At 64.7% G+C, this 14,929-nt stretch carries 14 protein-coding genes; 13 read left to right on the top strand and 1 reads right to left on the bottom strand.

The window, feature by feature from the left end; all coding sequences use genetic code 11:
• Nucleotides 1–43: 43 nt before the first annotated feature.
• On the top strand, nt 44–1,093 hold the full coding sequence (locus JN280_RS06020; RefSeq protein ID WP_202310737.1) for a LacI family DNA-binding transcriptional regulator: 1,050 nt from the start codon (nt 44–46) through the stop codon (nt 1,091–1,093).
• Nucleotides 1,090–2,490: an amidase gene (locus tag JN280_RS06015; protein WP_202310735.1), complete on the top strand. Its 1,401-nt coding sequence runs from the start codon at nt 1,090–1,092 to the stop codon at nt 2,488–2,490. Before JN280_RS06020 ends, JN280_RS06015 begins: the two co-directional genes overlap by 4 nt.
• Here the strand turns inward: JN280_RS06015 and JN280_RS06010 are convergent.
• Nucleotides 2,487–3,170: a GntR family transcriptional regulator gene (locus tag JN280_RS06010; RefSeq protein ID WP_202310733.1), complete on the bottom strand. Its 684-nt coding sequence runs from the start codon at nt 3,168–3,170 to the stop codon at nt 2,487–2,489. The genes JN280_RS06015 and JN280_RS06010 overlap by 4 nt on opposite strands.
• 165 nt (nt 3,171–3,335) lie before the next feature.
• On the opposite strand from JN280_RS06010, the gene JN280_RS06005 reads away from it, so the two are divergent.
• From JN280_RS06005 to JN280_RS05955, 11 genes are all read left to right on the top strand, one after another.
• Nucleotides 3,336–4,142 (top strand): FAD binding domain-containing protein, encoded by an 807-nt coding sequence (locus JN280_RS06005; protein ID WP_202310731.1) that lies wholly within the window; start codon nt 3,336–3,338, stop codon nt 4,140–4,142.
• A 36-nt stretch (nt 4,143–4,178) separates the two neighbouring features.
• A complete protein-coding gene (locus JN280_RS06000) occupies nt 4,179–4,673 on the top strand; it encodes a (2Fe-2S)-binding protein (RefSeq protein ID WP_202310729.1) in 495 nt (164 codons plus the stop codon).
• An 11-nt stretch (nt 4,674–4,684) separates the two neighbouring features.
• Nucleotides 4,685–6,046 carry a xanthine dehydrogenase family protein molybdopterin-binding subunit gene (locus tag JN280_RS39945; protein ID WP_202310727.1) on the top strand — a complete coding sequence of 454 codons (1,362 nt, stop codon included), beginning with the start codon at nt 4,685–4,687 and terminating at the stop codon, nt 6,044–6,046.
• 1 nt (nt 6,047) lies between these two features.
• On the top strand, nt 6,048–7,058 hold the full coding sequence (locus tag JN280_RS39940; protein ID WP_202310725.1) for a xanthine dehydrogenase family protein molybdopterin-binding subunit: 1,011 nt from the start codon (nt 6,048–6,050) through the stop codon (nt 7,056–7,058).
• A gap of 22 nt (nt 7,059–7,080) precedes the next feature.
• Nucleotides 7,081–7,389 carry an EthD family reductase gene (locus JN280_RS05985; RefSeq protein ID WP_202310723.1) on the top strand — a complete coding sequence of 103 codons (309 nt, stop codon included), beginning with the start codon at nt 7,081–7,083 and terminating at the stop codon, nt 7,387–7,389.
• Between the two features lie 18 nt (nt 7,390–7,407).
• Entirely contained in the window at nt 7,408–8,262 is an 855-nt protein-coding gene (locus JN280_RS05980) for an AAA family ATPase (protein ID WP_202310722.1), read from the top strand.
• Entirely contained in the window at nt 8,259–9,422 is a 1,164-nt protein-coding gene (locus JN280_RS05975; RefSeq protein WP_202310721.1) for a vWA domain-containing protein, read from the top strand. Before JN280_RS05980 ends, JN280_RS05975 begins: the two co-directional genes overlap by 4 nt.
• Nucleotides 9,419–10,306 carry an amidohydrolase family protein gene (locus JN280_RS05970; protein ID WP_202310720.1) on the top strand — a complete coding sequence of 296 codons (888 nt, stop codon included), beginning with the start codon at nt 9,419–9,421 and terminating at the stop codon, nt 10,304–10,306. Before JN280_RS05975 ends, JN280_RS05970 begins: the two co-directional genes overlap by 4 nt.
• 589 nt (nt 10,307–10,895) lie before the next feature.
• On the top strand, nt 10,896–13,421 hold the full coding sequence (locus tag JN280_RS05965) for a sulfatase-like hydrolase/transferase (RefSeq protein ID WP_202310719.1): 2,526 nt from the start codon (nt 10,896–10,898) through the stop codon (nt 13,419–13,421).
• Between the two features lie 11 nt (nt 13,422–13,432).
• The gene (locus tag JN280_RS05960; RefSeq protein ID WP_202310718.1) at nt 13,433–13,603 is read left to right on the top strand and encodes a hypothetical protein; all 171 of its coding nucleotides are present in this window, start codon (nt 13,433–13,435) and stop codon (nt 13,601–13,603) included.
• A 114-nt stretch (nt 13,604–13,717) separates the two neighbouring features.
• Nucleotides 13,718–14,911, top strand: a complete 1,194-nt coding sequence (locus JN280_RS05955; protein WP_202310717.1) for a glycosyltransferase family protein — start codon at nt 13,718–13,720, stop codon at nt 14,909–14,911.
• Nucleotides 14,912–14,929 lie beyond the last annotated feature (18 nt).

Genomic DNA, 14,929 nt, shown 5'->3' with positions numbered 1-14,929 from the left:
GAGCGTGCCGTTACGTTCAAGAAAACGTTTTTTGGAGGATCGCGTGAGCGGCAACGGACTGCCCACGATACGGGAGGTGGCTCGGCTGGCCGGTGTCTCCGTGGCAACCGTGTCGAAAGCGCTGAACGGCAGCGGCAAGGTCAGCGAGGAGCTGCGCGGGCGTGTGTCGAACGCCGCCCGTCAGCTCGGCTACGCGCCGCACGCCAGTGCGCGCAGCCTGCGCAGCGGGGCCAGCCGCACGCTGGGCCTGCTGATCGCCGACATCACCAATCCTTTCTTCCTGAAGCTCGTAGAGGCGATCGAGCAGCGCGCCAGCGCTCAGGGCTATTCCGTGCTTCTATGCAACAGCAGCGAGGATCCCGCGCGCGAAAGGAACAACCTGCGCCTTCTCACCGAGCAGAGGGCCGACGGCATCATCCTCGTGCCGACCCGCGAAGGCTGGCCCGGCCGGGTAGCGGAGCTTTCGCGGCTGAAGCCGCCGGCGATCCTTGTCGACCGTCTCCTCGACGGGCTCGAGATCGATTCCGTCACCATCAACAACCGGCTTGCCGGCGAACTGGCGGCACGCCACCTGCTGGAGCTCGGGCATCGCCGGACCGGCGTGATCATGGGTTCCCCCGACCACCAGATCGCACGCCATCGGCTCGACGGCTATCGGGACGCCTTCGTGGCAGCCGGCGCCGATTTCAGGCCGGGCTATATCGAGCAATATGCCTTCAGCGAGGCTCAGGCCTACGAGGCGGCAGGCCGCCTGCTGTCGCTGCCGGAGCGCCCGACCGCCCTGTTCGCGACCAACAATCATCTTGCGCAAGGCATGCTCCGCGGCATCCTCGACGCCGATCTGCGCATACCCGACGACATTTCCGTCATCACCATCGACGACCTGCCATGGTCCGGCATGTTGCGGCCAGGGCTCACCGTGGTGATGCAGCCCTCTGACGCGATCGCCGAGGCCGCCATCCGCATCCTGCTCGGCCGTGTGACCGGCGGCCAGCAGGAGCGCGCCGCGGAGCCGGAACAGGTCGTCTTCGATCCAGCCCTCCTGCGGCGCGGATCGACTGCCGGACTGCCAGCGGAATTCCTCACGACATGACCGGTACGATCGAGTTGCTTTCCCTGTCCGCGCTCGAGGCGCGTGACCGGATCCGGGCCGGCGAGTTGACGCCGCTCGACCTCGTCGAGGCCTCGATCCGCCGGATCGAGGCGGTGGACATCGGGGTGAATGCCATTCCCGTCCGGTGCTTCGATCGCGCGCTCGCGCAAGCGCGCGGACTCATGGAACGTCATGCTGGCGCGCCGCGGAACTATCCGCTGCTGGCCGGCCTGCCGCTGGTGGTCAAGGACAATTCCGACGTCGCAGGAGTGCCGACGAGCGGCGGCAGCCCGCTGACGCAGGTCCAGATGCCCGAGCGTTCCGATCCCGTGATCGCCCGGCTCGAAGCGCATGGCGCCATCCCCGTCGGCAAGAGCAACCTTTCGGAACTTGGCGGGGCCAACACGACCAATGCGCTGTTTGGACCGACCCGCAATCCCTTCGACCCGAGGCTCACCCCCGCCGGTTCCTCCGGCGGCTCCGCCGTGGCGCTGGCGACCGGGGAGGTGCTGCTCGCGCATGGCAACGATGTCGGCGGCAGCCTGCGCACGCCCGCCGGCTTTTGCGGCGTCGTCGGGCTGCGGCCGACGCCCGGCCTTGTGCCGCGCAAGCCGAGCGCCGATCCCCAGGACACCATCTTCGTCGAAGGACCGATGGCGCGCAGCGTTGCCGACACGGCACTGATGCTCGACGGAATGGCCGGACCCTGCGCTTCGGATCCGCTGTCCTATGACGGCCTCGCGGACGGCGGTTTCCTCGCCGCTGCCTTGCGGCCGCGAGCGCCGGGCCGCGTTGCGGTCAGCGCCGACCTCGGCGTGCTGCCGGTCTCGAAGGAGAACCGGCGTCATTTCGAGCGTGTCGAAACGCTGCTCGGCCGCGAGCAGGTGGCTTACGACCGGGCCGAACCGGATTTCGTCGGGGTCCAGCGCGCGACAAACGTGATCCGGGGCGTCGGCTATGCCTCGAAATGGAAGGAGAGGTGGCCGGCGGAAGCGGAGCGCTTCACTGCCGACGTGCGCGGCGACATCGAGCGCGGCATGGCCGCCTCGCCCGACGAGGTCGCGCAGGCGCAACGTCGCCGTACGAAACTGACGAGCGACGTCGAAACCTTCTTCCAACGATACGATGTGCTGATCTGCCCCGTCGCGCAGACCGGTCCGTTCCCCGTGGAACTGCCCTGGCCGACCGAAATCGACGGCAAGCCGCTCGCCACCTATATCGAATGGATCGCCGTGACCTATTTCTGGTCGATGGCCGGCGTTCCCGCCCTGACCGTCAGCATCGGCCGCGACGAGAGAGGCTTTCCGATCGGCGTCCAGCTGGTCGGACCGCCCCGTTCGGAACGCCGCCTCCTTGCCGCCGCCGCCTGGCTCGAGGCGATCGCCCGCCCTTCTTAGCCGGCTTTGCTCGGGACCGGCAGCCTCTCGAAATAATCCTGATGCTCGCGCGCGACGCGGGCCGCCAGTTCGGCATCTCCGCCCGATATCGCGTCGACGATCGGCTGATGGCTGTCCGCGATCTCGACGAGGTCGAGCCCCTCGACCAGCATGGTGATGGTCGTGCGGGTCTCGATCTGGAGAGATTGCCAGATGTTGAGCAGGAGGCGGTTTCCGGCGGCTTCCATGATCGATCGATGGAACTTGACGGAATGCTCGACGACGCCATGCGTATCGCCGCCCACCGCCGCTTCATGCATGAGATCGACTTCGCGCTGGAGCAGCCTGAGGTCGCAGGCACCGCTTCGCGTGGCGATGCGTGTCGCCTGCTCCTCCAGGGCCCCGCGCACCGTGTAGATCTCGCGCAAGCCTTCGCCCATCACGTCGGAGACATAGGTGCCGCGGCGTGGCAGGTTGGTCACGAGACCCGTCGCCTCCAGTTCGCGCAATGCTTCGCGCACCGGGCCCTGGCTGGTCCCGAACTCCTCCGCGATACGAAGCTCGACCAACCGCTCGCCGGGGTCGTAATGCCCGCCCAGAATGCGGCGCAGCAGCACTTCCTTCAATCTCTGCCGCAGCGGCGTATTGGAGAAGTCCGGTTCGCTGGAGCGTTCCGGTTTCAGGGCCTGCTTGTCGCTCATCAAGAGATTTCCGCGGAATTGACGATCGCCCCGGGCACGCCCGGAGCTTGCTCCGTCCTATGGTGCACACTGGTGGTTGACAAAGTCATTTTGATTTATCGATAATGAATAATCAAGAGGCTGCCAAGGCCCGTGCCGCAACTGCTGGTTCTCTGGGAGGAGACGATGCTGCAGGCCGTATCCGTGCCCGGCTCCGTGGCCGAGGCCCAGGCGATGCTGCAACGGAGCGAACGCGCCGCAATCATTGCCGGGGGCACGGCATTGATGCCGCTGCTGAACTACGGCACCGACATTTCCACCCTTGTGAGCCTGCGCAGGGCGGGGCTTTCCGGCGTCTCCATCAAGGCCGGCAAGGCTGTGATCGGCGCGGCGGCGACGCTCGCGGAGCTCGAGGCCGAGCAGGGCCTCAGCTTCCTTCATCAGGCGCTCTACGCCATCGCCTCGCCGACGATCCGCAACATGGCGACGGTCGGCGGCAATCTGTTCGTCAAGCAGCCCTATGGCGACCTTGCGGTCTGCCTGGTCGCACTCGGCGCGACCGCTGGCGTCGCCGGGCCGGACGGGGAACGGCAGGAACCGGTGGAGGAGATCGTCCGTACCGGCGTGAAGCCGGGAGAAATCGTGACCTCGGTTTCCCTGGCGCTTCCCCCAACGGGAACATTCCACTTCCGCAAGGCCGGGCGGAAAGCCTTGAATTCGGCGGCGATCGTCACGGTTGCGGCCATCGTCCATCTCGATGACGGCCTGGTCGGCGATTGCCGGATCGGCCTGGGCGGTGTCGCGCGCCATCCGCTGCGCGCGCTTGCAGCCGAAATGGCGCTGAACGGACAGCCCTTCGACCGGGATCATGTCGAGGCGGCGGCACTGGCTGCGCTCGCCGACATCGACCCGTTCGACGACGCCTATGCCAGCGCCTGGCACCGGGCGAGGGTGACGCCGATCCACGTCAGGCGCGCGCTTCTGAACGAATAGAAGATCGCCGGAGCCAAGCACCGGGGAGGGAGAGCCATGAAGAAATCGGTCGTATCGCTCACGGTCAATGGCGCGGAGCGCGACGTCCTGGTCGCGCCGGGCACAACACTGCTCGACCTTCTGCGCGAGAGCCAGGGGCTCACGGGAACACGGCGCGGTTGCGAGCAGGGCGCCTGCGGCAGTTGCACCGTGCTGGTGGACGGCAAGGCGATGATGTCCTGCCTGCTGCCTGCCGAAACCGTCGACGGCGCGTCCGTCCTGACGGTCGAGGGCCTGACGCCGGCCGCCGGCCTTCATCCTATCCAGGAGGCCTTCCTCGAAGGTTTCGCCACCCAGTGCGGCTTCTGCACCCCCGGAATGATCATGGCGACGGCTGGCCTGCTGGCCGCCAATCCGCAGCCGACCCGCGAGGACGCGGTCCGCGCCATTTCGGGCAACATCTGCCGCTGCACAGGCTATGAGGCGATCATCGACGCCGTTCTCGATGCCGCCCGTCGCGTCCGGGCTGGACACTTGGCAACGGCGGCGTGAGGGGATCGGCCATGGAGAAGATCGACACCAGCTTCTTCGCCCGCGAGCGCCAGGCCGATCTCTCGGTCGTCGGCGACAGCGTCCAGCGGGCCGACGCGCGAGGCCACGTCACGGGCCGCACCCAGTTCTACGAGGACGTCAGCTTCCCTGATATGCTGCATCTCAAGATGGTGCGTTCCACGCGCCATCATGCCCTCATCAAGCGCCTCGACACGGAGCCGGCGCTGAAGGTTCCAGGCGTGGTGCGCGTGCTCACCCACAAGGACGTGCCCAACAACTGGTACACGATCCTGAAGCTGATCGGCGTCGGACCGGACGATGAACCGGTGCTGCCGGAGGATCGCGTCCTGTTCATGGGGGAGCAGATCTGCGCCGTCCTTGCCGAGACGCCCCAGGCGGCACTCGAAGGTGCGCGGCGGGTCGTCGTCGACTATGAGGACCTGCCCGCCGTGCTCGACGTCGAGGAAGCGATGGTCGCGCCGCCCTTCAAGCGGCACGGCACCAACTATTTCGTCTATGAGGGCCACAATTGCCGGCGTATCCGCTTCGGCGACGTGGACAAGGGCCTTGCGGCTGCCGACCACATCATCGAGCACCGCTACGAATCGGCGCCCATCGAACACGCACCGATCGAGCCCACAGGCTGCATCGCCAGGCCGGAGGGCAATGGCCGGCTCACCGTCTATTCAAACACGCAGGCTCTCTACTTCACGCTCGACAATATGGCGCTGATCCTCGGCGTGCCCTTCAACAAGCTTCGTCTCATCGGCGGCACGGTCGGCGGCGGCTTCGGCGGCAAGGTCGATGTGATCGTCGAGCCGATCGCTGCGATCGGCGCCATGCTGACCAATCGCCCGGTGAAATATGCCTACAACAGGGCGGAAGAGATGCAGGTGTCGTCGCCGCGCGCTTCGGAACGCATCTACATCAAGGACGGGGTGATGGCCGACGGCCGCATCGTCGCGCGCAAGATCACGCTTTATGTCGATGCCGGCGCCTATTGCCGCCATTCGACCTATGGCACGACCAAGGCGGCGGCGCATATGCCGGGGCCTTACACGATCCCCAACGTCCATGTCGACGCCTATTGCGTCTACACGAACCGCACCCCGTCCTCGGCCATGCGCGGCTTCGGCGTGACCATCGGCGACTTCGCGCTGGAATCGCAGATGGACCAGATCGCGCGTTTTCTCGGCATGGACCCGATGGAGCTGCGCCTGATCAACGCCTATCGCGACGGCGACATGAAGGCCCACCGCAAGAAGGTGGAGGGTGCTGCCCTGGTCGAGGTGATTCAGGCGGCGGCCCGGCAGACCGGCAAGACGCTGGCGCCGCGCTTCGCGGCGATGTCGTCTTTCGGACGGGAGGCGTGACATGGCATGGCTGAAGGGCCGCGGCGTCGCGGCGGTGAACTATCCGACGGGCATGAATCTCGGCGGCGATCCCAGCCAGGCGTTGATCCACGCCACCACGACCGGCAGCTTCGTCGTCACCCTGTCGTCGGTCGATCTCGGCCAGGGCATCAAGACGGTCGGCGCCCAGATCGCGGCCGAGACGCTCGGCATTCCATACGAAAACGTCGTCATCGATACCGCCGACACCGACACCGGACCGCATTGCATGGGCACCTTCGCCAGCCGGGGCACCCATCGCATCGGCAATGCCATCATGATGGCGGCACGCGAGGCGCGCGAGGTGATGATGGATGTGGCCGCCACCGAGCTGGAGGTCGACGCCGGCGATCTCGTCACCGACGGCAAGGGCCGCATTCACGTCAACGGCGCGCCCGACAAGGGAATCTCGGTCGTCGACGTGGCGCTGGCGGCCCATTTCAAGCATGGCCGCACGATTTCGGGCCGCGGCATGTTCCTGAAGCCGAAGAGCGAGGTCGTGCCCGAAACAGGCGAGATGGACCCGGATTCCTGCCAGGCCCACGCCTGCACGATCGCCGAAGTCGAGGTCGACGACGAGACCGGTGAGGTGAGGGTGATCAAGCTCACCAACGCCTATGAGATCGGCCGCGCGGTGAACCCCGCGCTCGCCCATCAGCAGATCGTCGGCGGGGCCTGGATGGGCGTCAGCCATGCGCTCTACGAGACAACCGAGCCTTACTATCCGAGCCGCGCCCATGGCCCGCTGGATTTCTCGCAATATCTGATGCCCGGCCCGGGCGACATCGCCGAGATGGATTCGGTGATCATCGAGCGCCCGGCGGCAAACGGACCCTACGGCGCCAAGGGCATCGGCGAGATGACGGCGAACTCGCCGATCCCGGCCATCGCCAACGCCATCTTCGACGCCTGCGGCGTGCGCGTCACCACAATGCCGATCACGCCGGAGAGGATCCTCCGCGGTCTCGACGCGCTGCGCGCCCGAGCCGGGTGAAACACCAAAGGGAGCATTTCGCATGATCAAGGTGATGGCGCTGATGAAGCGCAAGGAAGGCATGGCGTTCGACGATTTTAGGAAATGGATCCTCGAGGATCACGTCGCCTTCGCGCGCAGCCTGCCCGGCCTCAGGAAATACACGTCCAACGTGCTTCGCGCCGAAAACGGCGAGGCTCCTTTCGACGGCGTTTCGGAGATGTATTTCGACGACGAGGCCGCGATGGCCGCCGCCTTCGCGACCGAGGCCGGCAAGGCCGCCGGCGGCGACGCCGCGGCGCATTGCTCCAACCGGTTCAGGATGGTGTGCGACGAGAAACTCCAGTTCTGAGAGCCGGCGGATTTCGTCATGATCGCGCCGCTCAGCCAGGACGAACTCGATGCGCGGCTCGCGGCCGAGGGTTACTTTGCCGACGAAACGCTGGTCACCGCCCTTTATCTGGCGCTTGCGCTCGGCAAGCCGCTGCTGCTGGAGGGCGTTCCGGGGGTCGGCAAGACCGAGGTCGCCAACACGCTTGCAAGGCTCCTCGGCCGCCAGGCGATCCGGCTGCAATGTTACGAAGGCATCGACGCGACCAAGGCGCTCTATGACTGGGACCACGCCCGCCAGCTGCTGCATGTGCGGGTAGCGGAGCGCAGCGGCGCGGTCTCCTTGGCCGATCTCTATGCGCCCCAGTTCCTGATCGAGATGCCCTTGCTCAAGGCGCTTCGCAATGCCGGGACCAGCGTCTTGCTGATCGACGAGATCGACCGTGCCGACGATGCCTTCGAGGCGTTCCTTCTGGAATTCCTCTCGGATTTCCAGATCTCCATTCCCGAGATCGGCCCCGTGAAGGCGGAACAGCCTGTCGTCACCGTGCTGACGTCGAACCGCACGCGCGAACTCCATGACGCGTTGCGCCGGCGCTGCCTCTACCATTGGATCGACTATCCCGAGCCCGCAAGAGAGCGGGCGATCGTCGAAAGACATGCGCCCGGGGTGGCGAAAGAAGCGGCCGAGAGGCTGGTGGACGCCGTCGCGGCGGTCCGCCGCCTGCCCCTGATCAAGCGGCCGGGTATCGCCGAAAGCATCGATTGGGCTCGCGCAGCGGAAGTGCTGCACCGCGACGGCGCGCCCTGGCCCGATGCGTTGAAACGGTCGCTCGGGCTGCTGGTCAAAGACCAGGAGGATTTTTCGGTCGTGGCCGAGGCAGGTGTCCTGTGACGTCGGTGGCGTCGGTCACGGCAGCCGCCGAGCTGCTGGCCGGCTTCCCTCCGGCGCTGCGCCGGGCCGGCCTGGCGGTCGACGCCGGCCGGGCGGCGGACTTCCTCAAAGCGACAAGGCTCTGCCGGCTCGATGGGCTGGCTGACCTGGAAAGGATCGGCCGCGTGACGCTCGCGGCCGCACCGGAAGACTTTCCGGTCTATCATTCCGTGTTCCAGTCATGGTTCGGATCCGAAACCTTGGCCGGCGAGGTCGAGCGGCCGCAGGAGGATGCCGGTCCGCGTGCCGACACGTCCCGCACCGGAGAACGGATGCTCGACACTGTTCCGGGAGACAGCAGCGGACGAGTGGCTTCCGACGACATCGGTCGCAGTCGCAAGCACTTTGGGCGACTTATCGAGGATGATCGCCGTGCGCTGGCCGCATTGTCCCGCAGCCTGGAAACGCTGCCCACGAGGGCACGCAGGGTCTGGCTTCCCGCTTCGGGCGGCCCCCGGATCGACTTGCCCGGCACGGCCCGCGCCGCACGGCGGACCCTTGGCGAAACCTTGCGGCTGCTTCGCCGATCTCGACCTCGACGGCCGCGCAAGCTGTTGTTGCTGATCGACGTGTCGGGCTCCATGAAGGCGCAGTCGGAGGGCTATCTGCGTTTCGCCCATCTCGCCACGCGCCGGTCGCGAAGGGTCGAGACCTTCTGCTTCGGCACCCGCCTGTCGCGCGTCTCCGCCACGCTGCGGCATCGCGATGGCGAGCAGGCCTTGGGGCGGCTCGCCGATATCGTTTTCGACTTTGACGGCGGCACTCTGATCGGCCGTTCGCTCGAGGATTTCCTGTCCGTCTCGCGCTACGCGGCGCTGGTGCGCGGCGCCGTGACGATCGTGTTTTCGGACGGGCTGGAGCGGGGCGACCCGTCCGCCATGGTCCGCGCGGTCGATAGGCTTGCTCGCCTGAGCCATCGCCTCGTCTGGGCGACGCCGCTCGCGGCCGACCCGTGCTATCGCCCGGCCACGCGCGGCATGGCCGCCATCCTGCCCGTGCTGGACGGGCTCTTCGACGGATCCAGCCTGACCGCACTCGATCGTTTGCTCAGCATGCTGGATGCCGTCGGGCGCGCGCCGCGCGGCCACGCCGGAAAGGCCTTCCCGGAGGACCGGAAATGATATCGATCATCGACGCGCATCATCATGTCTGGCATCGGGCCGACCTGCCGTGGCTGCAGGGGCCCATGGTGCCGCGGATCTTCGGTCCCTACGAGCCCATCCGGCGGGACTATCCGATCGAGGAGTTCCTGGCCGACATCAGCGGCTCCGGTGTCGAGAAATCGGTCTATGTCCAGACCAACTGGGCCAAGACCCGTGCCGTCGACGAAGTGGCCTGGGTACAGGGCATCGCGGACGCCCATCGCTGGCCGCACGCCATCGTGGGCTATGCCGACCTGATGGACGAGACTGCCGGCGACACGCTGGAACGGCAGTCGGAGTTTGCGCTGATGCGGGGCATCCGCATGCAGCTTCACTGGCACGACAATGAAATGTACCGCTTCGCGCCGCGCCCCGACCTGATGAACGAGGCTGTTTTCCGCAGGAACCTGCGGCGGCTGGCCCATTACGGCTGGTCCTTCGACCTCCAGGTTTTCGCCTCGCAGATGGCCGACGCCGCGCGGCTGGCCACCGACAACCAGGACATTACCTTCATCCTGCAGCATGCCGGCATGCCCGAGGACCGGACGACGGCCGGCCACGCCTTGTGGCGCGACGGCATGAAACGGCTGGCCGACAGGGACAATGTCGTCACCAAGCTGTCCGGGCTCGGCACCTTCAGCCACCGCAACGACCCCGCCGACATCGCCGAGATCGTCGCCGAAACGGTCGCCATCTTCGGCTCCGAGCGCTGCCTGTTCGGCAGCAATTTTCCGATCGAGAAGCTGTGGACGTCCTATGAAGCACTGGTCTCGGCTTTCCGCGCGGCGCTGGCGCCGTATCCATCGGCCGCGCAAGACGCGATGTTTCGCGCAAATGCTGCAAGAATCTACCGCATCCGTTAGCGATTGAGAGGCAGCGTCGCGCGAAGGCCAAAGCGTGGAGGGAGAATCCCGTACGCCGAAGACCGGCTCGCGTTCCCGGCGTGTCCGGCCTGCAGCGCCGCCTGCTCAGGGGATTGATCGACCTTGTCTACACAAATCTTGCCGATGGGTCACCGATGCCGAAAGACCATTGGTAAAGACCAGACATTTTGTACCAAAAATTTGTTGGCTGAAGAGTAAGCTCCTTTCGATCCGCTTTCTGTCGAACCGGAGAGTCGGACGGGGAAGCCCTGACCTTCCTGAACAATGCACGAGACTTTCTGTGAGTCGGCAGAGCCGTTCGCTGGCAGATTTTACCGTAATTTACTTCAAACGGTGTACTTCAAACGATATACTTCAAAAGCTCGAAGCGTCGGGCGATACTGGCTCTGCCGGTTACCGGATACAAGGGAACACGACAACGCTGCCGTTCGTGGCTTTGCGCGGTTGGGCGTGTGGCTCACTCGGGCGGGAGACAAAGTTCCGTTTTTGGATGTGCGATAGCGACCCGGCTCATCACCAGCCCGATATGCAAGTCAGCCAGATCTAGGCCAAGCCATGGAGTACAGGGATGAAGCTATTTCTTGCGGTGTCGAGTCTTCTGGCAATTGCGATTTCTCATGCAAGCGCCCAGCAAATAACCGGAACGCCGGGCGCACCGGACGCCACGACCACCATAGACGGCAACCAGCTGCCGGCGCCCGATCCTGAGTTCGGCGGGGTCATCAAGGACGATGCCCTTCAGTCGACACCGTGGTGGGCTCCACGCATCGTGCCGCCCCAGGGGGCGCCAAACATTCTGCTTATCATCACGGACGACGCCGGGTTTGGCGTACCGAGCACGTTTGGCGGCGTCATCCCGACGCCCACGATGGATCGCATCGCGAATGACGGTCTGCGCTACAACAACATTCACTCGACGGCATTGTGTTCGCCGACGCGGGCTGCGCTCATCACCGGGCGCAATCATCATTCGGCCGGCTTCGGCGTGATCTCCGAGCAGTCCACGGGTTTTCCCGGCTACAACAGCATCATCGCCAAGGACAAGGCAACCATCGGGCGCGTTCTGCTCGACAACGGCTACGCTACCGCCTGGTTCGGCAAGGATCACAACACACCCGCGTTTGCCGCGAGTTCGATAGGGCCGTTCGACCAATGGCCGACGGGCATGGGCTTCGAGTATTTCTACGGGTTCGTCGGCGGTGACGCGAACCAGTGGCAACCGAATCTGTTCCGCAACACCACTCAGATCTATCCCTTCGAAGGCAAGCCGGATTGGAACCTGATCACTGGCATGGCCGACGACGCCATCGACTACATAAATCGCCTGAACCAGACCCTGCCCGACAAGCCGTTCTTCATAAAATACGCGCCTGGCGCCACCCACGCGCCGCATCACCCGACCAAGGAATGGGTCGCGAAGATCGGCGAAATGCATCTCTTCGACGAGGGCTGGAACAAGCTTCGCGATCAGATTTTTGAGAACCAGAAGAAGCTTGGCGTGATCCCGCAGGACACGCAACTCGAGCCGTGGCCCAAGGATATCCTTCCAAACTGGGATGACCTGAAACCGGAGGACAAGAAGCTCTTCATCAAGCAGGCGGAGATCTTCGCTGCCTACGCCGCCTACAACGATCACGAGATCGGGCGCGTCATCCAGACCATCGAGGACATGGGCAAGCTCGACAACACACTCGTCATCTACATCAACGGCGACAACGGAACAAGCGCCGAGGGCGGACCGCTCGGCACGCCCAACGAAGTCGCGTTCTTCAATGGCATCAACATGATGCCGGTCGACGTGCAGATGAAGTGGTACGACGTGTGGGGGACCGAACACACCTACAACCACATGTCGGCGGGCTGGTCCTGGGCTTTCGACACGCCATTCACCTGGTTCAAGCAGAACGCCTCGAAACTTGGCGGCGTGCGGCAAAATATGGCGATTTCCTGGCCGGCGCGCATCAAGGACAAGGGTGGCCTGCGCGAGCAGTTCATGCATATCATAGACGTCGTGCCGACAATTCTCGAAGTGACCGGCATTCCCGCGCCCGACATGGTTGACGGCATAAAGCAGGCGCCGATCGAGGGAACGAGCTTTGCCTACAGCTTCGAGAAGGAAAACGCCAAGGCGCCGACACGGCACAACATCCAGTACTTCGAGATGATGGGCCAGTGGGCGCTATACGACGATGGCTGGCTGCTCAGTACAAAGGTGAACCGCGCGCCGTGGGAGGCTTTCGGTGTAGCTAATCCCGACCCGCTCAACAACCAGGTCCTCGAGCTCTACGATCTCAATACGGATTTCAGCCAGTCCAGGAACATCGCCGATCAGCATCCTGACAAGGTGAAAGAGATGAAGGAACTGTTCATTGCGGAGGCGAAAAAATATCAGGTCTTCCCGATGGATGCCTCCGTGGCTGCCCGAATAGTCGCACCGCGCCCGAACATCACCGCCGGCCGCACGGAGTTCACCTACACCCTCCCCATGGTCGGTCTGCCGCAGGGCGACTCGCCTTTCCTCCTCAACAGCTCCTACACCATCACCGCGGACATCGAGGTTCCCGAAAGCGGTGCGGAAGGGATGATCCTGACTTCAGGCGGACGGTTCGGCGGCTACGGGTTCTATCTCCTCGAGGGCAAGCCGGTGTTCCTCTGGAACCTGGTCGACCTGAAACGCGTCAAGTGGGAAGGGCCGGATGCGCTCACGCCCGGTCAGCACACAGTCGAATTCGACTTCAAGTATGACGGCCTTGGTGTCGGAACGCTTGCGTTCAACAATATGAGCGGTCTCGGCAAATCCGGCACTGGCACGCTCAAGGTGGATGGCAAAGTCGTTGCAACCGAGACATTGCCGCATACCATGCCGATGATTCTGCAGTGGGACGAGAGTTTCGACATCGGCTCCGATACCTTGACCGGCGTCAACGACGTCGACTACAAGCCGCCCTTCGCGCTGACCGCCAAGCTCGGCAAGCTGACCCTCAAGGTGGACCGTCCGGAGCTTTCCGAGGAGGACATCAAGAAACTCCAGAATGTGCAAGCCATCGCTGTAGACGGCAATCCGATTCACCACATGCAGCCCGGGCCGCAGTAGGGCTGTCCGGAATGATCGACTTCAGCCCGCCGGCAAGCTTGCCGAGTGTCGGCGGGCCCATCATGGATGGCGAGCGTCAGCTCATGTGGCGCTCGCTGCTCGCTCCGAAGAACGAAACGATCAGCGGCATTCCAGAACGGGAATCCGGCCGTCGGGACCAAGCGTTTGATTTTCACCGCTAGCAGAAGGCGGCGTCACTGTCACCAAGTTGACTTGTCCCGCCGGTACGTCTTATGCCTGCACGAAGTTTTGTTTCCTGGGCGTCCATGGCTCGATCCGCCGACTACAAAGTTCTGATGTATAGTCACGATACGTTCGGCCTGGGTCACCTGAGACGCAGCCGCACGATCGCGCATGCGCTCGTCGATCATTTCCCCGAGATGGAGGTGTCGATCATCTCCGGCTCGCCGGTGGTGGATGCGTTCTGGTTCCACGAACGGGTGAACTATATTCAGATACCGGCGGCCCAGAAACTCTCCAACGGCGAGTATTCATCGGGTAGCAGCAGTCATTCCCTGGAGGACACGCTCGCCGCGCGCGAATCGATCATCCGAGCCGCCGCCGAACGGCTGCGCCCCGACATGGTGATCGTCGACAAGGAGCCGCTGGGCCTCGGTCGCGAAATGCTGCGCACCCTGCGCTGGTTGAAGGCGCTGGGCACGATCGCCGTGCTCGGCCTGCGCGACGTGCTCGACGCGCCGGAGCTTCTGCAGGGCGAATGGGAGCGCAAGCAGAACACTGCCTTCACCGAAGAGATCTATGACGAGATCTGGATCTATGGGCCAGGCAGCTTCTACAATCCGCTTTCCAGCATCGAACTCGACGAGGCGACCCAGGCGCAGACGCGCTATACCGGCTTCCTGGCGCGTTCGCTGCCGCCCATGGACGACGGCACGGCCGGCCGCTACGGCACCGGCTACATATTGGTGACGGCGGGCGGCGGCGGCGACGGCTACGAGCTGATGGCGGCAGCGCTGAAGGCCGTGAAGCGGCGCCCCGATTCGACCGATCGTTACCTTTTCGTGCTCGGGCCGTTCATGACCGAGCAGCAGCGCTTCGAGATCACGGCGCGGGCATCCTCGCTTGCGAATGTCGAGGTGGTCGATTTCCACGTCAATGTCGAGACGCTGGTCGCCAATGCCGCCGCGATCGTGGGCATGTGCGGCTACAACACCTTCTGCGAGGTCATGTCCTTCGACAAGAGGGCCCTGTTCGTTCCGCGGACCGCGCCGCGCCGCGAGCAGAGCATCCGCGCCCATCGCGCGGCCGAGTTCGGCTGGGTCGACGTGCTCGACATCGAAGAGGCGAAAGACCCGTCGAAATTCATGGCCGCGATCGACCGGCTGGAGCGCAATCCTCTGCCTTCCGGGGCCGTGGCGCGGCCCGATCTCGACGGCCTCAGCCGCGTCTGCGCCCTGACCGAGATTCTCTTCGAGCAACGCGACGAGCGGATGGCCGTGGACGACCTGCCGGAAGCCGCCGGCCAATGACCAGATCTGGCGATCGGG

The sequence above is a fragment of the Mesorhizobium sp. L-8-10 genome (genome assembly GCF_016756635.1).
GTDB lineage: Bacteria > Pseudomonadota > Alphaproteobacteria > Rhizobiales > Rhizobiaceae.
Note: the sequence above shows the minus strand (reverse complement) of the source record. Positions and strands in the feature narration are given on the sequence as shown.